Annotated in this window: 20 protein-coding genes, 1 tRNA gene and 2 pseudogenes; 10 read left to right on the top strand and 13 right to left on the bottom strand. The window is 60.1% G+C overall.

The features are described from left to right. Positions 1–13 precede the first annotated feature (13 nt). From R1A29_RS01070 to R1A29_RS01100, 7 genes are all read right to left on the bottom strand, one after another. Positions 14–484 (bottom strand): hypothetical protein, encoded by a 471-nt coding sequence (locus R1A29_RS01070; protein WP_438300424.1) that lies wholly within the window; start codon positions 482–484, stop codon positions 14–16. After that, the gene (locus tag R1A29_RS01075) at positions 481–2415 is read right to left on the bottom strand and encodes a type I restriction-modification system subunit M (RefSeq protein ID WP_438300425.1); all 1935 of its coding nucleotides are present in this window, start codon (positions 2413–2415) and stop codon (positions 481–483) included. Before R1A29_RS01075 ends, R1A29_RS01070 begins: the two co-directional genes overlap by 4 nt. Before the next feature lie 196 nt (positions 2416–2611). Further along, on the bottom strand, positions 2612–3703 hold the full coding sequence (locus R1A29_RS01080) for a hypothetical protein (RefSeq protein ID WP_438300426.1): 1092 nt from the start codon (positions 3701–3703) through the stop codon (positions 2612–2614). Positions 3704–3814: 111 nt separating this feature from the next. Further along, a tRNA-Phe gene (locus tag R1A29_RS01085) sits at positions 3815–3890 on the bottom strand. A 103-nt stretch (positions 3891–3993) separates the two neighbouring features. Continuing rightward, complete coding sequence (locus R1A29_RS01090) at positions 3994–4266, bottom strand: oxidative damage protection protein (RefSeq protein ID WP_085712761.1); 273 nt, start codon at positions 4264–4266, stop codon at positions 3994–3996. Then, positions 4263–5330, bottom strand: a complete 1068-nt coding sequence (mutY, locus tag R1A29_RS01095; RefSeq protein ID WP_438300427.1) for an A/G-specific adenine glycosylase — start codon at positions 5328–5330, stop codon at positions 4263–4265. Before mutY ends, R1A29_RS01090 begins: the two co-directional genes overlap by 4 nt. Then, positions 5327–7558 carry an AsmA family protein gene (locus R1A29_RS01100; protein WP_438300428.1) on the bottom strand — a complete coding sequence of 744 codons (2232 nt, stop codon included), beginning with the start codon at positions 7556–7558 and terminating at the stop codon, positions 5327–5329. The genes mutY and R1A29_RS01100 overlap by 4 nt, the downstream gene beginning before the upstream one ends. Before the next feature lie 354 nt (positions 7559–7912). On the opposite strand from R1A29_RS01100, the gene R1A29_RS01105 reads away from it, so the two are divergent. The 7 genes and pseudogenes from R1A29_RS01105 to R1A29_RS01135 all read left to right on the top strand — a co-directional run bounded on the left by R1A29_RS01105 (position 7913) and on the right by R1A29_RS01135 (position 13882). After that, the gene (locus tag R1A29_RS01105) at positions 7913–9577 is read left to right on the top strand and encodes an OFA family MFS transporter (protein WP_085712763.1); all 1665 of its coding nucleotides are present in this window, start codon (positions 7913–7915) and stop codon (positions 9575–9577) included. 271 nt (positions 9578–9848) lie between these two features. Then, the gene (hisB, locus tag R1A29_RS01110) at positions 9849–10442 is read left to right on the top strand and encodes an imidazoleglycerol-phosphate dehydratase HisB (RefSeq protein WP_085712764.1); all 594 of its coding nucleotides are present in this window, start codon (positions 9849–9851) and stop codon (positions 10440–10442) included. Then, a complete protein-coding gene (gene hisH / locus R1A29_RS01115) occupies positions 10442–11080 on the top strand; it encodes an imidazole glycerol phosphate synthase subunit HisH (protein ID WP_085712765.1) in 639 nt (212 codons plus the stop codon). Before hisB ends, hisH begins: the two co-directional genes overlap by 1 nt. Beyond that, positions 11081–11338: a DUF2164 domain-containing protein gene (locus tag R1A29_RS01120; protein WP_085733286.1), complete on the top strand. Its 258-nt coding sequence runs from the start codon at positions 11081–11083 to the stop codon at positions 11336–11338. Positions 11339–11440: 102 nt separating this feature from the next. Further along, positions 11441–12175 (top strand): annotated as a pseudogene (hisA, locus tag R1A29_RS01125) (1-(5-phosphoribosyl)-5-[(5-phosphoribosylamino)methylideneamino]imidazole-4-carboxamide isomerase); the annotation flags it as partial. Positions 12176–12282: 107 nt separating this feature from the next. Beyond that, the gene (gene hisF, locus R1A29_RS01130) at positions 12283–13053 is read left to right on the top strand and encodes an imidazole glycerol phosphate synthase subunit HisF (RefSeq protein ID WP_007909211.1); all 771 of its coding nucleotides are present in this window, start codon (positions 12283–12285) and stop codon (positions 13051–13053) included. 73 nt (positions 13054–13126) lie between these two features. Continuing rightward, positions 13127–13882 carry a substrate-binding periplasmic protein gene (locus R1A29_RS01135; protein ID WP_305833297.1) on the top strand — a complete coding sequence of 252 codons (756 nt, stop codon included), beginning with the start codon at positions 13127–13129 and terminating at the stop codon, positions 13880–13882. Here the strand turns inward: R1A29_RS01135 and R1A29_RS01140 are convergent. The 6 genes and pseudogenes from R1A29_RS01140 to gpmI form a co-directional block, all read right to left on the bottom strand. Continuing rightward, on the bottom strand, positions 13863–14471 hold the full coding sequence (locus tag R1A29_RS01140; protein WP_438300429.1) for a hypothetical protein: 609 nt from the start codon (positions 14469–14471) through the stop codon (positions 13863–13865). The genes R1A29_RS01135 and R1A29_RS01140 overlap by 20 nt on opposite strands. After that, positions 14471–15262 carry a Vps62-related protein gene (locus R1A29_RS01145; protein ID WP_438300430.1) on the bottom strand — a complete coding sequence of 264 codons (792 nt, stop codon included), beginning with the start codon at positions 15260–15262 and terminating at the stop codon, positions 14471–14473. The genes R1A29_RS01140 and R1A29_RS01145 overlap by 1 nt, the downstream gene beginning before the upstream one ends. Positions 15263–15366: 104 nt before the next feature. Continuing rightward, positions 15367–16143 carry a divergent polysaccharide deacetylase family protein gene (locus tag R1A29_RS01150; RefSeq protein WP_438300431.1) on the bottom strand — a complete coding sequence of 259 codons (777 nt, stop codon included), beginning with the start codon at positions 16141–16143 and terminating at the stop codon, positions 15367–15369. A 2-nt stretch (positions 16144–16145) separates the two neighbouring features. Next, positions 16146–17465 (bottom strand): S41 family peptidase, encoded by a 1320-nt coding sequence (locus R1A29_RS01155; RefSeq protein ID WP_085712771.1) that lies wholly within the window; start codon positions 17463–17465, stop codon positions 16146–16148. 31 nt (positions 17466–17496) lie between these two features. Next, positions 17497–18799, bottom strand: a pseudogene (locus tag R1A29_RS01160) (murein hydrolase activator EnvC family protein). 136 nt (positions 18800–18935) lie between these two features. Then, entirely contained in the window at positions 18936–20462 is a 1527-nt protein-coding gene (gene gpmI / locus R1A29_RS01165) for a 2,3-bisphosphoglycerate-independent phosphoglycerate mutase (RefSeq protein WP_438300432.1), read from the bottom strand. 153 nt (positions 20463–20615) lie between these two features. On the opposite strand from gpmI, the gene R1A29_RS01170 reads away from it, so the two are divergent. From R1A29_RS01170 to secB, 3 genes are read left to right on the top strand one after another with little or no spacing between them, the layout of a single operon-like run. Beyond that, on the top strand, positions 20616–21029 hold the full coding sequence (locus tag R1A29_RS01170; protein WP_085712774.1) for a rhodanese-like domain-containing protein: 414 nt from the start codon (positions 20616–20618) through the stop codon (positions 21027–21029). 1 nt (position 21030) lies between these two features. Continuing rightward, positions 21031–21285 carry a glutaredoxin 3 gene (gene grxC, locus R1A29_RS01175; protein ID WP_085712775.1) on the top strand — a complete coding sequence of 85 codons (255 nt, stop codon included), beginning with the start codon at positions 21031–21033 and terminating at the stop codon, positions 21283–21285. A gap of 53 nt (positions 21286–21338) precedes the next feature. Further along, positions 21339–21824 (top strand): protein-export chaperone SecB, encoded by a 486-nt coding sequence (gene secB, locus R1A29_RS01180; protein WP_085712776.1) that lies wholly within the window; start codon positions 21339–21341, stop codon positions 21822–21824. Positions 21825–21874: the final 50 nt, after the last annotated feature.

Here is a 21874-nt window from a genome sequence, read left to right on the forward strand (position 1 = left end):
TCAGGAACGCGTTTTAGCCCCCGGCTCCCGTCATCGCTCCTGACCCAAAGCCTCTAAACCGATCACTTTGAACGACATAGTTTAGAAAGCGGGGGTCTATTTTTTCTTTGGCGCGCAGGACAGTAATTTCGGTAGTGCCAAATCCTATGTGACCGACGAGATTACGCAACAACGCGCCTTTTCCGTTCTCGAAGCAAGGCGTGACCTTCGCAAAAGCCACATCGCCATTCTCAAAATAGGAGTATCCGTTACGCACATCCGCAACTGGGCGTGTGAGTTCCAAATTGATGGAGCCATCTTCTCCTATCTTCTCCATAGGCAAAAAAGACACTTCTGCGTCCAGATTCGATAAAACTGCCTGACTGATGGGGGGATTGAGTTCTGCCGCGAAGCGTAATCGACTTACTACCCAATGCTCCGGTACCTTCCCCAACCACTCCACCCCAGAATCCTTATAAGCCGGATACGGCTTGTAATGACTCATGCCGTCACCTCGTTCAACAGCGCAGCAATTTCTGCTTCTACGGCCTTCAGGTCCGCGTCGATCTCGGCCAGCGAGCGGGGCGGCTGGTACTGGTAGAAGTAGCGATTGAAGTTGATCTCGTAACCGACGATGCCGACCAGCCCATCCTTCTCATCACACTTGCTGGTATCGATCCACGCATCGGGAACATGCGGTAGCACCTCACGGGCAAAGTAGTCTTCGATACGCTGATTGAGCGGGACGTTTTCGTTTTCTCGCAGGTCGCTGTCAGCTTGTTGCTGACCTTTGTCGTCCAGAACAGGTTGGGCTTCAGGGTCTCGCTCACCGAAACATGCGAACAGGGCCTTCTGGGCCGGTTTACCGAGTTTTTTCACACCGGCCGCTTTGAGGAATGCAGGCAGATTGTCGAAGCTGCCCGACACTGCCGCGAACTGATCGATGTAGTCGGCGCCCTTGGTTTGGGCATAGGCCGCTACTTTCTCTGGCGAAATGCTGAAGCGCAGGCGCAACGGACGTTCGACGGTGATGCGACGGTAGCCGAAATCCGTGGTGTCGAAGATTTTGCTGTTCGATGCATCTTCGCCTGCGTCATACAGGCGGGCGATGTCGGCAATCTGGCTTTCCGAGAGCAGCTTGCGTTTGCTCCCCAAGGATTTGCGCATTGGGGCGTGCATCGCTGTGGCGTCAATCAGCTGGACTTTGCCTTTGCGAGCAGCGTCTTTATGGTTGGACAGAATCCAGATGTAAGTGCCGATGCCAGTGTTATAGAACAGGTCGTTAGGCAGCGCGACGATGGCTTCCAGCCAATCGTTTTCCAGAATCCAGCGGCGAATCTCGGACTCTCCCGATCCGGCGCCGCCGTTAAACAATGGCGACCCTGACAACACGATACCCATACGGCTGCCGCCCTGTTCAGCAGGTTTGCGCTTGGACAACAAGTGCATGAGGAACAGCAACGAGCCATCACCCACCCGAGGCAGACCAGCACCGAAGCGACCTGCGAAGCCCTTGTGTTTCTGCTCATCCTGAACCTGTTTCTGTACCTTCTCCCACTTGACGCCAAATGGTGGGTTGGCCAGGCAATAGTCGAACTGCTCGTGAGGCAGTTGATCGTGGGAAAGGGTGTTGCCCAGCTTGATGTTCTTGGTCTCGAAACCCTGAATCAACTTGTCTGCCAGCGAGATCGCATAGGTTTCGGGGTTCAGTTCTTGCGCGTACGGGACCAGACGAGCATTGGGGTTCCACTCGGCAACCTGCTCGATGGCGGACGACAGGAAGCCGCCAGTGCCTGCGGCGCAGTCGTATACCGTACGCACTACGCCCTTGGCATTCAGCGCTTGATGGTCGGGCGCAAACACCAGCGTGGTGGTGAGTCGCACTACATCGCGCGGGGTGAAAAACTCACCGGCAGTGTCATTCGCTGACTCAGCGAACTTGCGGATCAAGTGTTCGAACACCAAGCCCATTTCATGGTTGCTGATGGTGTTGGGGTGCAAGTCGATTCCGGCGAATTTCTGTGTGACCAGAAAAAGCAGGTTGGCGCCTTCGAGGCGGTTCAGCCAGTCGCTGAAGTTGAAATGCTGAAATACCTGATGGGCGTTGGCTGAAAATTTGGCGATGTAGTCTTCAAGGTTGGCCCGTGTGCTGGTGGCGCCAACATTGGCCAACTCGTACTGCGACGTGTTGTAGAACGTGGCTGCGGCGACGCCCGGCAGAATAAGGTCCAGATCAACGCTAGTGCTTTTGAGTGCCGTGAACTGGGTCCGTACTTTGTCCCGTGTTGGCTCCAGCACACATTCCAGTCGGCGTAGCACCGTGAACGGCAAAATGATGCGGCCAAACTCGGACTGCTTGAAATCGCCGCGCAGGACGTCGGCAACGTTCCAGATGAAATCGGCCAGGTTTTGCTGGTTCACGGGTGTTCCTCTCATTGCGTGCGGCCGGTAAACACCGGCACGGGCCAGGCAGCAAGGGAGGACGTAAAGCGGGATAACCCGGCTGGAGAACAATCATCCCTGTGCAGCAAGGCCCTGAAAAGGCGGGTCGCCCTCAGGCGACTTGATGGGCGCTAGGATGCCAGTAATTGGTGTCTGGGGCACCTTCTGATCCTGATCCAGGCAGAGCTAATTACGATTTGGGAGAGGCTTGCTGAACTGCAACCTTTGTGGAAAGGATCGAATCGCTGGAGATCTTCACCTTTATCTCTTTGCCGTTAAATTGCCATTTCACCACGGAAAGACCGCCCATCGACCAAACCACGTGGACGTCATTCAAGGCGCAGTCGTTTTTGAGTCCGTAGCTCTCGATGGCTTTGTACTTTTCGCAAAGGTCATCGTCTAGCAGCAATTGCTCCGCTTCGTAATTACCAATGCCGAGCTGTTTGACGATATTGCTCGGTAGTACTTCCCACGTCCTGATGCTGGCCATAAAGGCGATCGCCAGCAATGGCCCCAAGATAAGCGCGTAGCGCTTGCCATCTCTCAAGGCGATTGTGAGAAGTGTAAATGTCAGTAGCGTGATGAACAGGCCAGCTGCCATGAATGGGTATTGGCCAATGTATGCGTGAGTCGGGAGGATTCTCGCGGCTGCAAAACCGCTGAATAGCATGGCGATAAGGTTTGACAGGAAGACAGAGCCGAGCGCGGTGATGGCGAATTTCCACCAGCTTCCTGACGGGAGCGAATAGCCTCTCTGTATGGCAGCTCCGAACAACAGGCTTACGATCAAAGGCGAAATAAATAGTCCAATTGTGAGTCCAGAGGCTCCGCCTTGTGTGTAGTAAAGAGCGATGACTAATACGAATTGGCAGAGAAATGTAGGCAGGAGGAAATAGCCGATTACCAACCGATGATTCAGTCTGTGCTGAGATTTTTCGTCATTGAAGTGTTTTTTGAGCTCCTCGCGAATGGAGCGTTCTTCAAAAAACAACTCGGACCAGAACCAGCCCGGCGCCACCAATCCCACACTGACCAGCGCCACAACTGCTCCTCCAATGAGGGCCGCCGCTGCCAGCAGGGATGCGAAGCTAAACAGGTCGAAGTCTGGATAAAAACCGTTTTGGCAAAAGTAGACCAGGAAGATCAAAAATCCGAAGGCCAGCGATGCAACCTTAAACAGCTTCCAGTTGTGCTTTTCGATAAAGCTGAGGAGCTTGTCCAACGTCTGGAATCTTGAGCCATCAGCGTTTTTGTCTCGTTGCGTGCTTCCATTGCTGCTCATCTAGCTTCCTTGCAGATCTGATTACGTGGCGCTCAGCCCCGGCTTCGTGGGCTTTACTTTCTTGAGGGCATAAAAAAACCCTGAATCTTGCGATTCAGGGTTTTCGGTATTTGGTGCCCAGAGACGGAATCGAACCGCCGACACGGGGATTTTCAATCCCCTGCTCTACCGACTGAGCTATCTGGGCAACGGGGCGCATTAAAAGGGTTTTTCGGATTTACGTCAACGACTTTTTTAAAATTTCTTAAATTAATTCCGTCGCTTACGATCAGACCCCCGATTTCCGCTGATTATTCCGCTGGCGGAACGTAGCCTTCGGCCTGGGCGTATTCCTCGCCGGAGAAGTACTTATCCATTTCGCCCTGCAGATATTTGCGGTCTTCGGCGTTCATCATGTTCAGGCGCTTTTCGTTGATCAGCAGGGTCTGGTGTTTCTGCCAGTCGGCCCAGGCCTTGGCCGAGACGTGTTCGAAGATGTCCTGGCCCTTGGCGCCCGGGTACGGTGGGCGCTCCAGACCTTCGAGTTGTTCTTTGTACTTGCGGCACATTACGGTGCGGGTCATGTCGACTCTCCTGCATTCAAGACGGTGGCCGCGCGTTCGAGCAAGGTCTTGACCGGGGCGGCGAGGCCCAGGCGCGGCGGGGTGGCGAGGTTATACCAGAGCCAGTCGGCCTCGGCCACGTGACCGCCGGCTTCCTGCACCTGAACCAGCCAGGGTTCGATGGACAACTGGAAATGGCTGAAGGTATGGACGAGGCTCGGTAGCGCCTGCTGCTCGCCCAGTTCCAGCGAGTGCTGTGCGGCGAGGTGTTGCAGGTCGTCGAGGTCGTCGAGCTCCGGCAGGCTCCACAAACCGCCCCACAATCCGCTGGACGGGCGGCGGTAAAGCAGAATCGCGCCGTCCTCGTTGGCCAGCAGCGGCATCAGCGTGCGTTTCTGCGGAATGGCTTTGCGCGGCTTGGGGATCGGGTAGCGGGTCTCCAGGCCAAGCATGTGTGCTTCGCAGCCCTTTTCCAGCGGACACAGCAGACAGCTCGGCTTGCTGCGGGTGCACAGCGTGGCGCCCAGATCCATCATCGCCTGAGTGTAGGCGTTGACCCGATCCTGCGGCGTGAAGCGCTCGGCGTTGGCCCACAGCTGTTTGGCGACCTTCGGCTCGCCCGGATAGCCCTCCTGCGCGGTAAAACGCGCCAGCACCCGCTTGACGTTGCCGTCGAGGATCGGCGCCCGCAGGCCCATGCTGATGCTGGCGATCGCGCCGGCGGTGGACAGGCCGATGCCCGGCAAGTCGGTGAGCTTTTCGACATCCCGGGGAAACTCGCCGCCGTACTGGCTGACGACGATCTTCGCGGTCTTCTGCAGGTTGCGCGCACGAGTGTAGTAACCCAGGCCCGTCCACAGGTGCAGCACTTCGTCCTCCGGTGCTTCGGCCAAAGCCTCGACCGTTGGCAGCGCAGTCATGAACCGGTCGAAGTAATTGAGCACGGTGCTGACCTGGGTCTGCTGCAACATGATCTCGGACACCCACACCCGATACGGGTTGATGTTCTGTTGCCAGGGCAAATCATGGCGGCCGTGGCGGTCGAACCATTCCAGCACCGCCGTGGAAAACTGCTCCGCTCTCATCGCTTGAACAGCCCCTTCAATGCGTTTTTCAGTTCCGGGCTGACTTTGTCGCCCAGTTTCTCGTCGATTTTTTCGCTGAGCTTGTCGCCGGCCATTTTGGTCGCGACCTGGCCGAGCCGTTCGTTGTCCACACGGCAGGCCTTGGCGCCCAGTTCCAGCGGGCCACGGCAGCGCAGCGGCCATTCGATGCCGACGAATTTCTCGCCGACCTGGCAGGCCGGGTCCGGCATGGCGCTGGTGTCGCCCTCGACGATGATGCCGACGCGATAGTCCATGCCCAGCACTTTCAGGTCGATGTCGCCGTCACCGTTGACGGCCATGCCCGGGATGCGCACTTTCAGGTCCGGGTTATTGGCCACACCGTTGCGGAAGGTCAGGTTGCCCTTGAGTTCCTGGAACGGCGTGTCCTTGCCCCGCGGCTCGCCGCTCAGGGATTTGCGGTTGAGGGTGGCGATGCCTTTGCACAGTTGCTGTTCAAGGTTGGCGTTGAGCAACACGCCGTTGTTGATCACGAAACTGGCGTTGCCGTTGAGGGTATCGATCAGCGCCTGCTGGCTGTTGCCGCTACCGGTGACGGTGCTCGTGAGGTTCACGAGGCCTTTGACCGGCGGATTCTTGCCCTGGCTCTCGAGGATTTTTTCCACCGGCACGCGGTTGATTCGGGTTTGCAGGTTCAACAGCGGTGCATTCGGGCGCACGTCCAGCGTGCCCTTGGCTTCGAAGTCGCCGTTGTACAACTCGCCGCGCAGGTTCTCCAGGGTCAGCAGGCCGCCCTGGCCGGTGGCTTTCAGCGCAGCGTTCTGGATCGGCAGCTTGTCGAGGGTCAACTGGCCGAAGGTCAGGTCGGCGTTCACGTCCAGCTTGCTTAAGCGCTCCACCGGGAACAGGCGCTCGGTGCTCCAGGCGCTTTTGCTCGGCTTGTCCGGCAGCGGGGTGCTGCCGGCGCCGGCCATGGCATCGGCTTCGGTGCTGGCGACTTCGGTCTGACGTGCCTGGGTGGCGCTGGCGGCTTTTTCCGATTTCGGCGGGAGGTAGCGGTCGACGTTAAAGGTGTCGGCCTTGAGGATCGCCCGCAGCGATTGCTTGGCGAAGTCTTCGACGGCGATGCGGCCGCTGAAGCTGCTGTCGTCGAGTTTCAGGTTGATGTTGTCCAGCGCCAGGCTGGTCGGTGTGGCAGCGACACGGCTGACCAGCTCGACCTTGCTCAGGCTGCCTTCGGCCATAGCCGGGAGGGTCTGGCCGATGCTGTCGACGAACTTCGCCAGGTCGAACTGGGCGATGGAGATCGCGCCGGTGATTTGCGGGGTCTTGTCCAGATCGTTGGCCTTCAGTTCGCCCAGTGCGCGCAACTGGTTGGCGGAGATCTTGATCCCGGTCCATTCGGCGACGTTTGCTGCCTTGTCCAGCAGCATCTGCCCTTGGGCGGAGAATGTCATGGCCTTGCCTTGCAGCGGATCGCCGGTCAGTTCGCCGGACAGCTTCAGGTCTTCGAACTTGTAGCGTTGCAGGGCGCGCTCGATGCGCAGCTCGCCGTTCAGCTCGGTGCGTACCCGCAGCACGGGCTGATTGGTGCTCAGGAACGCCGTAGCTTTCAGCGGAATGTTGGTCGAATCGTGCACCGCACCGGTGCTCAGCTGGATGCTTTCGGCGCTGAACTGCTTGCCGGTCTGCTCGTCGTTGTATTCAACCCGGGCGTTGTTGACGGTCAGGCTGTCGATGTCGAGGCGGATCGGCTGCGGCGGCTTTTCCGGCTGGGCAGGCGTTTCGGCGACCGGTTCGCCGGCGGCCGCTGGCGGGGTGCTGCCCGGCGCAGGGGTGGCAGTCGGCAGCTTGCCGATGTCTTCCCAGTTGCCGTGGCCGTTCTTGTCGCGGTTCAGGCGCAGGTTCAGGCCTTCGACGCGCACGTCGCTCATCTGCACTTCGCGGCGCAGCAGCGGCAGCACGCGTACCGACAGACCGAGCATCTGCAGATCGGCATACGGCTCGTCAGGCTTGATCAGGGTGGCGACGCTGGCCTCGTGCAGTTCCAGGCCGAGCCACGGGAACAGGCTCCAGCCGATATCGCCATTGAGCGTCAGCTCGATGTGGGCCTTGTCGCGGGCTATCTGGCGGATCTCGTTTTTGTAGTCGTTGGGATCGAAGAAGTGGGTCAGGGCGAAGCCCGCCGCCACAATGATCAGCAACAACCCGAGAAGTACCAGACCCAGGATTTTGCCGAACGCTTTCATGGGCGAGTCCTTGTAGTTAGTCGAATTCGTAATTTAGCCGGGGAGTATAGCGCTGCCTGACCCCGTGCTGGTGCGGTGTCCTGAGGAGCCTCTTGAACCGCGGCGTGCAGCGCTTCGACAACGGTCGGCGGGAGGGTTCCCCGGTGATATGAGATCAGATGACTCGAAAAAGGTGATATCAGTTTGGTTTTTCTGTCACGTGCAGATGGTAACCTTCGCCCGTTCGTCCGTCCCTCTGCGACTTTTGGTCGCGCTTCAAGGAGCTCCACCCACTAACACGGTCATGCCTGCGTGCATAAAGGCCGGGGGTGAGCAGTGGCTGACGAACACATACTAATAATTGGGGGATACACAATGAGCACGAGCATCACGGCGGACGGCCTCAGCGCCGCCCAGCCTGCGTTCCTGTCCAAGGAACGCATCATCGCCAAGCCCGGTTTCAACCGCTGGCTGGTCCCACCGGCCGCTCTGGCCATTCACCTGTGCATCGGCATGGCCTACGGTTTCTCGGTGTTCTGGCTGCCGCTGTCCAAGGCACTGGGCATCACCGCGCCGGTGGCTTGCGCGCCGGACATGGGCTTCATCGCACAAGTCTTCTCGTCGCAATGCGACTGGCCGATCTCCATGCTCGGCTGGATCTACACCCTGTTCTTCATCTTCCTCGGCTGCTCGGCAGCGATCTGGGGTGGCTGGCTCGAACACGCCGGGCCACGCAAGGCCGGCGTTGTATCGGCACTGTGCTGGTGCGGTGGTCTGCTGATTTCCGCGCTGGGTATTTATACCCACCAGATCTGGCTGATGTGGATCGGCTCCGGCGTGATCGGCGGTATCGGTCTGGGCCTGGGCTATATCTCGCCGGTCTCGACCCTGATCAAGTGGTTCCCGGACAAGCGCGGCATGGCCACCGGCATGGCGATCATGGGTTTTGGTGGCGGCGCGATGGTCGGTGCTCCACTGGCAACCGCACTGATGAGCCATTTCGCATCGCCAACTGGCGTGGGCGTATGGCAGAGCTTCGTGGCTATGGCCGCGATCTACTTCGTGTTCATGATCGGTGGTGCGCTGGCTTACCGCGTGCCGCCAACCGGCTGGAAGCCTGAAGGCTGGACCGCGCCGGCGAAAAAAGCCTCGAATGCGATGATCACCCACCGTCACGTTCACGTGAATGTGGCGTGGAAAACCCCGCAGTTCCGTCTGGTGTGGCTGGTGCTGTGCCTGAACGTGTCGGCCGGTATCGGCATCCTCGGTATGGCTTCGCCACTGTTGCAGGAAGTGTTCGGCGGCAAGCTGCTGGGCAATGATCTGCCGTTCGGTCAACTGGATGCCGGTCAACTGGCTTCCATCGCTGCGATTGCGGCCGGTTTCACCGGTCTGTTGAGCCTGTTCAACATCGGCGGTCGGTTCTTCTGGGCATCGTTCTCGGACTACCTGGGCCGCAAGAACACTTACTTCGTGTTCTTTGCGCTGGGTTTTGCGCTGTACGCACTGATCCCGAACCTCGGTCACCTGGGCAACGTTGCGCTGTTCGTGGCGGCGTTCTGCATCATCCTGTCGATGTACGGCGGTGGTTTTGCGACCGTTCCGGCCTATCTGGCCGACCTGTTCGGCACGCAAATGGTCGGCGCGATCCACGGTCGTCTGCTGACGGCATGGGCCGCCGCTGGCGTGCTGGGTCCGGTGTTGGTGAACTACCTGCGTGAGTATCAGCTGAGCATCGGCGTTGAACGCGCCGCGGCTTACGACATCACGCTGTACATTCTCGCCGGCCTGCTGGTGCTGGGTTTCCTGTGCAACCTGCTGGTGCGCCCGGTGGCGGACAAGTACTTCATGACCGACGCCGAACTGGCGGCCGAGCAGGCGCTGGGCCACGACAAGGGTGCTGACAGCAGCACCGTGCTGGAGTGGAAAGCCGCGCCGGGCAGCAAGCCGCTGGCAATCGCTGCGTGGCTGGTGGTCGGGATTCCGTTGGCGTGGGGTGTGTGGGTGACCTTGCAGAAGACGGCGGTTCTGTTTCACTAAGTAACCGTTAAAACGCAGAACCCCTGTGGGAGCGGGCTTGCCCGCGAAGGCGTCCGGTCAGTCGACATCACTGTTGGCTGACCCACCGCTTTCGCGAGCAAGCCCGCTCCCACATTTGCTTTCAGGCTGCCTGTAATGGCTTGTATGGACATGTCTACCCGCGACAGCCGGGGCTTCTATCCGTCTGCCATATCACGTCTCGTGTTTCTGTTTCGGCCCCGCGTGCCTATAATGGCTGCCTTTTTCGCCCAATGATTTTGCGGAGCTGGTGATGGCCGAACGTAAGGCGTCTGTCGAGCGCGACACTCTGGAAACCCAGATCAAAGCCTCGATCAACCTTGATGGCACCGGAAAGGCCCGATTCGACATCGGTGTTCCTTTTCTTGAGCACATGCTGGATCAGATCGCCCGTCACGGGTTGATCGACCTGGATATCCAATGCAAGGGCGATCTGCATATCGACGACCACCATACCGTGGAAGACGTCGGTATCACCCTCGGCCAGGCCTTCGCACAAGCCATCGGCGACAAGAAAGGCATCCGTCGCTACGGCCACGCCTACGTGCCGCTCGATGAAGCGCTGTCGCGCGTGGTCATTGACTTCTCCGGCCGTCCGGGCCTGCAGATGCACGTGCCGTACACCCGCGCCACCGTTGGCGGTTTCGACGTCGACCTGTTCCAGGAATTCTTCCAGGGCTTCGTCAACCACGCGCTGGTCAGTCTGCACATCGACAACCTGCGTGGCACCAACACCCACCACCAGATCGAAACCGTGTTCAAGGCTTTCGGCCGCGCACTGCGCATGGCCGTCGAGCTTGACGACCGCATGGCCGGCCAGATGCCTTCGACCAAGGGCGTGCTGTAATGCAGACGGTTGCAGTCATCGATTACGGCATGGGCAACCTGCACTCGGTGGCCAAGGCCCTCGAGCACGTCGGCGCCGGCAAGGTGCTGATCACCAGCGATGCGGACGTGATCCGCGAAGCCGACCGCGTGGTTTTCCCCGGCGTCGGTGCGATTCGCGATTGCATGGCGGAGATCCGTCGCCTCGGTTTCGACTCGCTGGTACGTGAAGTCAGCCAGGACCGCCCGTTCCTCGGCATCTGCGTCGGCATGCAAGCCTTGCTCGACACCAGCGAAGAAAACGACGGCGTCGACTGCATCGGCCTGTTCCCGGGCGCGGTGAAGTTCTTCGGCAAAGACCTGCATGAAGACGGCGAGCACCTGAAAGTCCCGCACATGGGCTGGAACGAAGTGAAGCAGTCGGTGGATCACCCGCTGTGGCACAACATCCCGGACCTGGCGCGTTTCTACTTCGTGCACAGCTACTACATCGCCGCCGGCAACCCGCGGCAGGTGGTCGGCAGCGGTCATTACGGTGTCGATTTCGCCGCAGCGCTGGCCGAAGGGTCGCGTTTCGCCGTGCAGTTCCACCCGGAGAAGAGCCATACCCATGGCCTGCAATTGCTGCAGAACTTCGCAGCGTGGGACGGTCGCTGGTAAATGGCCACCAAGAAGAAACCGCCGATCCTGACCCTCACGCCCGAGCAGGAAAGCGACGCCAATCGCAAGATCCAGCGGTTCATGGAGGATCGTTTCGAACTGGACCTGGGTTCGTTCGAGGCGGCGGAAATTCTTGAGCTGTTTACCCGCGAAATTGCTCCGCACTATTACAACAGGGCGATTTTCGATGTACAGACCCAGCTCAAGGAGCGGTTTGAAAGCATCGAAAGCGACCTGTGGGCGCTCGAGAAGAATTAGGGCAGCGGCAAGCTTCAAGCTGCAAGCTGCAAGAAGTACACACGCGTGCGCGCTTGCAGCTTATGGCTTGCAGCTTGCAGCTCTTTTGACGAAGGAAAAAGCATGCTGATTATTCCCGCTATCGATCTCAAAGACGGTGCCTGCGTACGTCTGCGCCAGGGCCGCATGGAAGATTCCACAGTGTTCTCCGATGACCCGGTGAGCATGGCTGCCAAGTGGGTGGAGGGCGGTTGCCGTCGTCTGCATCTGGTCGATCTGAACGGCGCTTTCGAAGGCCAGCCGGTCAACGGCGAAGTGGTGACCGCGATTGCCAAGCGCTACCCGACCCTGCCGATCCAGATCGGCGGCGGCATCCGTTCGCTGGAAACCATCGAGCACTACGTCAAGGCTGGCGTGAGCTACGTGATCATCGGCACCAAAGCGGTGAAAGAGCCGGCGTTCGTTGCCGAAGCCTGCCGCGCGTTCCCGGGAAAAATCATCGTCGGCCTCGACGCCAAAGACGGTTTTGTCGCCACTGACGGCTGGGCTGAAATCAGCCAGGTGCAGGTCATCGACCTGGCCAAACAGTTTGAAGCCGACGGCGTATCCTCGATCGTTTATACCGACATCGCCAAAGACGGCATGATGCAGGGCTGCAACGTACCGTTCACCGCTGCGCTGGCTGCCGCGACCAAGATCCCGGTGATCGCTTCCGGCGGTATTCACAACCTGGGTGACATCAAGTCGCTGCTCGACGCCAAGGCACCGGGCATCATCGGCGCCATCACAGGGCGCGCGATTTATGAGGGCACTCTGGATGTTGCAGAGGCACAGGCTTTTTGTGATGGCTACGCGGCCAGCTCAAGCTATAAGCTTCGAGCTGCAAGTCAGAGGCGCGGTCGCGATCTGCTCTTTCTTGCAGCTAGCAGCTGGAAGCTTGCAACTCTTAATCGGAGATTAAGCCAATGGCGTTAGCCAAACGCATCATCCCTTGCCTGGACGTGGACAACGGCCGGGTCGTCAAAGGTGTGAAGTTCGAGAACATCCGTGACGCCGGCGACCCGGTGGAAATCGCCCGTCGCTACGACGAGCAGGGTGCCGACGAGATTACCTTTCTCGACATCACCGCCAGCGTCGATGGCCGCGACACCACGCTGCACACCGTCGAGCGCATGGCCAGCCAGGTGTTCATCCCGCTGACCGTCGGCGGTGGCGTGCGTACCGTGCAGGACATCCGCAACCTGCTCAATGCCGGTGCGGACAAGGTGTCGATCAACACCGCTGCCGTGTTCAATCCGGAATTCGTCGGCGAAGCGGCGCAGCATTTCGGTTCGCAATGCATCGTCGTCGCCATCGACGCGAAGAAGGTTTCCGGCCCGGGCGAAACCCCGCGCTGGGAAATCTTCACCCACGGCGGCCGCAAGCCGACCGGCCTCGACGCGGTCGAGTGGGCGAAGAAAATGGAAGGCCTGGGTGCCGGTGAAATTCTCCTGACCAGCATGGATCAGGACGGCATGAAAAACGGCTTCGACCTCGGCGTGACCCGCGCCATCAGCGATGCGCTGGGCATTCCGGTGATTGCGTCCGGTGGTGTCGGCAATCTGCAGCACCTGGCTGACGGCATCCTTGAAGGTCATGCCAGCGCGGTGCTGGCGGCGAGTATTTTCCACTTCGGCGAATACACGGTTCAGGAAGCCAAGGCCTACATGGCCAAACGCGGCATCGTAATGCGTTAAACCATACAGGCCAGTGGACAGCATGGCGTACCCGAGGCACTCTTGGGCACGCCATGGATTTCGGTAGCCCGACATGATCAAACGCCTGCTTCTCGCCCTCGCCAGTGCCTCCGTGTTGTTGATCAACACTGGCCACGCCGCAGAAAATCCCGACACCGATCTGGTGCTCCTCACCGAAAACTTCCCGCCGTACAACATGGCGAAGAACGGCAAGAATTTCGCCCAGGACGAAAACATCAATGGCATCGCCACAGATATCGTGCGCGAGATGTTCAAGCGTGCCGGCATCACTTACAGCCTGACCCTGCGCTTCCCTTGGGAGCGGGTCTACAAGCTGGCCCTGGAGAATCCCGGTTACGGTGCGTTCGTCATGGCACGTCTGCCGGATCGCGAGACGCTGTTCAAGTGGGTCGGCCCCATCGGCCCGGATGACTGGGTCATGCTGGCCAAGGCCGACAGCAAGATCACCCTCGAAACCCTCAATGACGCACGCAAATACAAGATCGGCGCCTACAAGGGCGACGCGATTGCCGAGACCCTGGCCAAGCAGGGGCTGAAACCGGTGGTGGTATTGCGCGATCAGGACAACGCCAAAAAACTTGTCAGCGGCCAGATCGACCTGTGGGCCACCGGCGATCCTGCCGGGCGTTATCTGGCGCGGCAGGATGGCGTGACCGGGTTGAAAACCGTGCTGCGCTTCAACAGCGCCGAACTGTATCTGGCGCTGAACAAGGAAGTGCCGGATGCAACCGTTGCCAAGTTGCAGGCTGCGCTGGATCAAATGCGCAAGGATGGCGTGGTCGACGAGATCATGGGACGGTATCTGTAACCATCGCTGACTCGACCGGCAGTTGCGGATCGACCTGAGGTTCCACTGTCGGCTGCTTTGCAGGTTCTTTCATCGGTTCAATCGGCAGCCGTTGTTCTGGCTCGGTCTTCGGCTCCTGCGCGGGTTCCGGCTCGGACGGGTAGTCAACCAGGTGCAGGCTATCCATGTCGGTATAACTGAGATGACCTTCCACGGGTGAGCCATCTCCGCGCAGCAGTCGGTAGTCGCTCTGCACCAGATACACGGCGGCAAACCTTTTTTGCGCAACCAGCGCGATCACCTCTGCCTCCGAGGAGTTTGCCCACTCATAGGGGGCCGATTCCGTGTTGCAGAAACTGTCGCCCAGTCTGGCCGAGCAGGCGATGACCGGTTGAGTCGTATTCATTTCCGACGGCCACTGGTTGCCGATATCGATACCGGTGTTGCGGGCGAAGGCGCGCATCATCTCGAATGACTGGGCTCGGCCGGCCCTCCACCTGAATGCCTGGTGCACATCCGTGCTGTTCTTGCCCTGGCCGACGAGCAAGTAGCGGTCGGTTCGTTCCATGCGATAGAACGGTGAGTGACGCAGTTGTACAAGGCTGGTCATCACCGGATCGCTGACCGCAAACCACGGCAGCCGGACGACTTGCGTGACTTTTGAAGGGGGAGAGCGGCGGCGGCATCATGCCCGGTGAGTACCGGGGCGGCCAGTGGGGCTTCGACCTGAAGCGGGATTGGCATCCGCAAGGCGTAGGCCGTCATGGGGGCCCCAGGTTTGCTGTAGCCCCTGACGCCGATGAAGGTACCAGGGGCAAAGAATATCTCCCCGGCGGGTGCGCTCGGGGGCTTGATACTCCAGGTGCTGAAGTCGCGGTCGGCTCCGCTGCCCTTGTCGCTCCAGATCAAGGCGTTGGCACTCGAGGCGACTACCAGATCGGCTCGCACACAACGAACGGCGTTGAAGGAAGGCTTGCTGCCGTCGTTGGAGCAGACCATTCCGAGTGCGACATAACCTTCGGGCGGGATGGGCCGCCAGACGGAGCAGTCACCGTTGGCGCGCGAACCTGAATCACTCCATACCCATTGGTAGTCATCAGGCCTGCTCAGTGCCGGCCCCTTGCCGGTTCCGGCGTTTTGCGGATCGCCCTCACGGACGACCGCCATCACCTGCCTGTCGTTGATATTGTCCCGTCCGGAGACAACGAGATCGCCCAGCGGAAAATACCCGGGCAGCAGGTCGGGAGCCGGTGTCGGGCGCCAGAAGCTGCCGGGTTTTGACTTCGATCCGGTGTTGTCCCAGATCCGGTGAAACTCGGTGGTGAAATTGATCAGCAGGTTTTCAACCGCAATGGGTTCCATCTGCCGAACAGATGAGTTGAGAGACGTTTGGATGTTCATGATTGATCCCGAATAAAGCGGCCTGAAGTCGCCGCGACGGGTGTCAATATCCGGGTAGGGAGGGGGCTGGCTGCGGTATCTATCTATTGCTTCGTGACCGCTTGTTACCGGTAGACACCGTCTTTGCCATGGGCCGCCGTGGCGCGATTGCTGCGCACACTGATCATCTGCTTGATGTCGATCCACTCGATGCCTTGAGCTTTCAGCTTCGGCAGCTCCCGCTCCAGCACCGCCAGGGTCTGTGGATAAGGATGGCCGATCATCACCGCCGAACCCTGTTTACGCGCCAGACTGATTGCTGTCTGCAACTGGGTGTAAATCGCCGCTTCGGTGCGCTCGTCATCGAGAAACACATCCCGCGAAACGCTCGCCAGATCGATCTTCTGCGCCTGTTGCGCCGCGACGGTCTGGGCGCTGGTGCGGCTGTCGACGAAGAACTTGTGGCGTCGTTGCAGCTCACCCATCAACCACGCCATCGCCACCGGTTGAGCCGTCATGCGACTGCCCATGTGGTTGTTGATGCCGGCGGTGTAGGGGACCATTTTGAATGCAGCGTCGAGACGCTTCTCAAGCTCCTCGATGGGCAGTTCGGGATGCCAGGCGAACGGGCCGGTGGCCGGGTCCATCGGCATGTGCAGGATCACGATCTTGCCGGCGCGATGGGCTTCGCGGGCGAATTCGGTGGCGTGCGGGGTGTCGGGCATGATTGCCGTGGTCACCGGCCCGGGCAGGGCCAGCACGCGGCGATCCCGGGGCAGGTTCTGCCCCAGGTCGTCGATGATCAGTGTCAGGTAGGCTTTTTGCGGTGTCGGTCTGGCAGGTTCTGCTTGAACAGCACCCGCCAGACAGCACAGCAGGACAAAGACGAAACGCAAAGACATCCTCAACGGCCGGACGTAATGCTCAGACCTTTGAGCAGGCTCAGGGCCTGGGCCAACTGGTAATCGTCATCCTGCGGCATGGCTTTCGGCTTGCCGCCGGAGCCGGTCGGTTTGTCCGCGCCGCCGTTGCCGTTGCCCAGGTGACCCTGCAGGTCGGCTTCCTTGAAGTAGTCGCCGTCCGCCTCGTTGGTGATCTTGGCCTTGCGCACTTCGATGTCCGGGACGATGCCCTGGGCCTGGATCGAGCGGCCGTTCGGCGTGAAGTACAGCGCGGTGGTGATCTTCAGCGCACGGTCGTTGTTCAGCGGCAGCACGGTCTGCACCGAGCCTTTGCCGAAACTGGTGGTGCCCATGACCACGGCGCGTTTCTGGTCTTGCAGGGCGCCGGCGACGATTTCCGAAGCCGAGGCACTGCCACCGTTGATCAGCACAACCATTGGCACCGCTTCGCTTTCGTCCTTGCCGGTGGCGGAGAAGCGCAGCTCGGAGTTGGCGATCCGGCCCTTGGTGTAGACGATCAGGCCCTTGGTGATGAAGTGGTCGACCACTTCCACCGCTGCCTGCAACACGCCGCCCGGGTTGTTGCGCAGGTCGAGGATGATGCCGTTGAGCTTCTTGCCGTTGTCTTTGCGCAGCTTGGCCAGGGCCTTGGAGACTTCTTCGCCGGTCTTGACCTGGAACTGGGTGATGCGGATCAGACCGTAACCCGATTCGAGCAGTTGCGCCTTGACGCTCTTCACCTGGATCACCGCACGGGCCAGGGTCACGTCGAACGGCGTCCCACCATCGCGGACCAGGGTCAGGGTGATTTTCTGGCCGATCTTGCCGCGCATCTTGTCCACGGCTTCGGTCATGGTCTGGCCACGGGTCGGTGCGCCGTTGATCTTGACGATGAAGTCACCGGCCTGGATGCCGGCCTTCGAGGCTGGCGTATCGTCGATTGGCGACACGACCTTGATGAAACCGTCTTCCGAGCCGACTTCGATGCCCAGGCCGCCGAACTCACCGCTGGTGCTTTCCTGCAGCTCGGTGAAATCTTCCGGGCCGAGGTAGGCCGAGTGCGGGTCGAGGTTGCTGAGCATGCCCTTGATGGCGTTTTCCAGCAGGGTCTTGTCGTCCACCGGTTCGACATAGGCGGCCTTGATCCGATCCATGACCTCGGCAAAGGTGCGCAGCTCTTCCAGCGGCAACGGGGCCTTGGAAGTCGCGGCAGTGCCTGCCGGAGCGACAGCCGGGGCCGGTTGAGCGGCGAACGCCAGAGGCGCGCCGATCACCAGGGCGATCGTCAGGGCCAGCGAGGTAAGGCGGGACAAATGCAGCATGTCGAACGAACTCCTGAATTAGGCGACGCGCTTATCCTTGCGCGTGACACCATTGCGCCGGATCACTCGGGTGACCCTGCTGACGAATTGCGAAATACAGCGCTGGTGTGTCCTGCCCGCCACTGTTACCGACAGTGGAGATGGACTCACCGGCTTTTACCACGTCACCAGCCGACTTCAGCAGCGTCTGGTTATGACCGTAAAGACTCAGAAAGCCGTTGCCGTGGTCGAGGATCACCAGCAGCCCGGCACCGCGCAACCAGTCGGCAAACACCACGCGCCCGCCGTGTACGGCATGCACCTGGCTGCCGGCGGCGGCGCTGATCATCACGCCGTCCCACTTGGTGCGGGCATCGTCGCCACGAGTTTCACCGAAGCGTGCCAGCAGTCGACCATCAACCGGCCATGGAAGTTTTCCCCGAGTGGCAGCAAAAGGGCCGCCGAACGTCTCGCCGCTGCTGGAAACCAGCGCGCCAGGGGTTGGTCTGGCTTTTGGGCGTGGGGCGTCGCTGGTGTCCGAGTCCGCATCAACGCGGGCCTGGGCCTCACGTAAACGCTTTTTTTCGGCTTCCTGCTGGGCGATCAGCGCTTTCTGCCGCGCTTCTTCTGCCTCACGGGCCTGGCGGGCCAGGGTTTCTTCAATGGTTTTAAGGACTTTAGACAGGTCTGCCTGATCCTGCTCGCGGGCGGCCAGTTTCTGGTCGCGGGCTTTCACGTCGTCATTGAGCTTGGCCAGCACTTGCTGGCGCTCCTTGCGAACCTTGTCGAGGGCGTCACGCTGGGTGTCCAGATCGCTTTTCTGCACCAGCAACTGGGCTTGCTGCGAGGAAATGTCTTTTTCGACATTGGCCAGCTGGCGCAGGGTTTCGTTGAAATTCTTCAGCTGCTCCAGGCGGGCCTGGCTCAGGTAGTCGTAATAGGTGAGGGTGCGGGCGAATTTCTCGGGATTCTGCTGGTTGAGCAGCAGCTTGAGGTATTCCTGCCGGCCGTTCTGATAGGCCGCGCGGGCCTGGATGGCGATCAGTCGCTGCTGTTCAGTGCGCGCGCTCTGGAGTTTTTTTCTCCGCATCGAGCCGCTGCAGCTCGGATTCGCTCTTCTTCAGCTCCTTTTGCAGGGCATCGACCTGCTTTTCGAGCTTGCCCATCTCGGTTTCGGTGCCCTTGAGCTCCTTTTGCACCCCGGATTTTTCTTCCTGGAGCTTGCCCAGCAGCTTTTTCAGCTCGGCGATGTCCTGACGCGTGGCGTCCAACTGCTGTTGGGTTTGCGCACGCTCGTCAGCGAAGGCCGGTTGGAGCAGGCATGTCAGAGCGAGGGCGATCAGGACGCGAAGCATAGGGGCGGGCGGCACCAGGGTAAGGGACGGCCTAGTATGCCCGCCCCACGCGGCAAAAAAAACGCCTCAAAGCCAACTGCTTTGAGGCGTTCGTCATAAAAAGCCGTTTCAGGCTGATTACAGGGCGTTTTTGATATCAGACCAGAATCGAAGTGCCAGTCATTTCCGCCGGTTTTTCCAGGCCCAGCAGTTTGAGCATGGTCGGCGCCACGTCCGCCAGTACGCCACCTTCGCGGACCTTGAGGTCACGCTTGCCGACATAGATGAACGGCACCGGCTCGGTGGTGTGCGCGGTGTGCGCCTGGCCGGTGGCTTCGTCGGCCATTTGCTCGACGTTGCCGTGGTCGGCGGTGATCAGGGCTTCGCCGCCAACCTTTTCCAGGGCTTCGACGATGCGGCCGACGCAGGTGTCCAGGCATTCAACGGCTTTCACCGCTGCCTCGAACACGCCGCTGTGGCCGACCATGTCGCCGTTGGCGTAGTTGACTACGATCACGTCGTAGCGCTGATTCTCGATGGCCTCAACGATGCGGTCGGTGACTTCCGGCGCGCTCATTTCCGGTTGCAGGTCGTAGGTGGCGACTTTTGGCGACGGGATCAGGATGCGTTCTTCGCCCGGGAACGGCTCTTCGCGACCGCCGGAGAAGAAGAAAGTCACGTGGGCGTATTTTTCGGTTTCGGCGATACGCAACTGAGTCTTGCCGTTTTTCGCCAGGTAGTCGCCGAGCACGTTTTCCAGGCTGCCCGGCGCGAAGGCTGCGGGGGCCGGGATGCTGGCGGCGTACTGGGTCAGGCCCACGTACTGCACTTTTGGCTGGCGTGCACGCTCGAATTCCTTGAAACCGTCTTCGACAAACACACGGCTCAGCTCGCGTGCGCGATCGGCGCGGAAGTTCATGAACACCACGGCGTCGCCGTCTTCGACCTTCACCGGCTCGCCGATACTGGTGGCCTTGACGAATTCGTCGCTCTCGCCACGGGCGTAAGCGGCTTCCAGGCCTTCCTGGGCGGTGGCGGCGTTGAATTCGCCTTTGCCATCAACGATCAGATTGTAGGCCTGGGCTACGCGATCCCAACGGTTGTCGCGGTCCATGGCGTAGTAGCGGCCGATGAGGCTGGCGATGCGGCCCTTGCCGAGGGCCTGGAAGGTCGCGTCGAGCAGTTCGATCGACGACGCGGCGCTTTTCGGCGGGGTGTCGCGGCCGTCGAGGAAGGCGTGCAGGTAGATTTTTTCGGCGCCACGCTTGAAGGCCAGCTCGGCCATGGCGATCAGATGGTCCTGGTGGCTGTGAACACCGCCGTCCGACAGCAGGCCCATGAAATGCACGGCCTTGCCGGCAGCCACGGCTTTGTCCACGGCGGCGCAGATGGTCGGGTTCTCGAAGAACTCGCCGTCGCGGATCGCCTTGGTCACGCGGGTGAAGTCCTGATACACCACGCGGCCGGCGCCCAGGTTCATGTGGCCGACTTCGGAGTTGCCCATCTGGCCGTCCGGCAGGCCGACGTCCATGCCGCTGCCCGAGATCAGGCCGTTCGGCACGGTGGCCCACAGGCGATCCAGCACAGGCTTTTTGGCCGCGAAGACGGCATTGGATTCGGGGCTGTCGCTGTGACCGAAGCCGTCGAGAATCATCAGGACCAAAGGTTTAGGCGTGGTAGTCATGGAATCCACTCGTGGCTAATAAAGAAGAGGGCGATGGAAAAGGGAGTGGCAGTTTAAAGCTAAGTTCCTGCGGCGTCACCGCCGGACGGGGTTTGGCCGACCATAGTGGCTGTGTATACTGGCCGACATTTTAACGCCCTGGAACCTCCTTCGATGGTTGCTCACCTGATTGAATTTGCCACTAACCACTACATTCTTGTCGGTATCTTCGTCGTACTGCTGGCTTTGCTGCTGGCGCATACGGTGCAGGGCGGCGGTAAAAGCCTGAGCACGGGCGAGCTGACCGCACTGGTCAACAAGGAAGCCGGCGTGGTGGTGGACATCCGTCCGAGCAAGGAATACGCCGCCGGTCACATCGTTGGCGCAGTGAACATTCCCCAGGACAAACTAGCCGCCCGTATCGGCGAGCTGGAAAAGCACAAGGCCAAGACCATCATTCTGGTCGACGCCCTGGGCCAGACTGCCGGCACCCACGCCCGCGAGCTGATGAAATCCGGCTTCACCGCCGCCAAGCTGTCCGGCGGGATTTCCAGCTGGAAAGGCGACAACCTGCCGCTGGTGAAGTGATATGAGCGAAGTCATCGTCTACTCCAGCGATTACTGCCCTTACTGCTCGCGCGCCAAGTACCTGCTCGCGAACAAAGGCGTGGCGTTCGAAGAGATCAAGGTCGATGGCAAGCCGCAAGTGCGCGCCGCCATGGCCCAGAAAGCCGGACGCACGTCCGTGCCGCAGATCTGGATCGGCGACACCCACGTCGGCGGATGTGACGATTTGTACGCCCTGGAGCGCGCCGGCAAGCTCGACGCGCTGCTCAAGGCCTGAACTGCTGCACCTCACCAAGAACCCAAAAGACCCAAGATCAGAAAGGATCTGAGATGACTGACCAACAGAACACTGCAGCCAGCGAAGAAGAAACCGCACCGCAATTCTCCTTGCAGCGCATCTACGTTCGCGACCTGTCCTTCGAAGCGCCGAAAAGCCCGGCGATCTTTCGCCAGCAGTGGGACCCGACCGTCGGTCTGGATCTGAACACCCGTCAGAAAGCGCTGGAAGGCGATTTCTACGAAGTCGTGCTGACCCTGTCCGTCACCGTGAAAAACGGTGAAGAAGTCGCCTTCATCGCTGAAGTGCAACAGGCCGGTATCTTCCTGATCAAGAACCTGGACGCGGCTTCGATGAGCCACACTCTGGGTGCGTTCTGCCCGAACATCCTGTTCCCGTACGCTCGCGAAACCCTGGACAGCCTGGTGACCCGCGGTTCGTTCCCGGCCCTGATGCTGGCCCCGGTGAACTTCGACGCCTTGTACGCGCAAGAGCTGCAGCGCATGCAGGAAGCCGGCGAGACTCCGACCGTTCAGTAAGCGGTCGATGCAACAACGAAAAAAGCGCCGTTACAGGCGCTTTTTTCATG

This window comes from Pseudomonas sp. NMS19W, assembly GCF_051554255.1.
Classification (GTDB): Bacteria; Pseudomonadota; Gammaproteobacteria; order Pseudomonadales; family Pseudomonadaceae; genus Aquipseudomonas; species Aquipseudomonas kribbensis.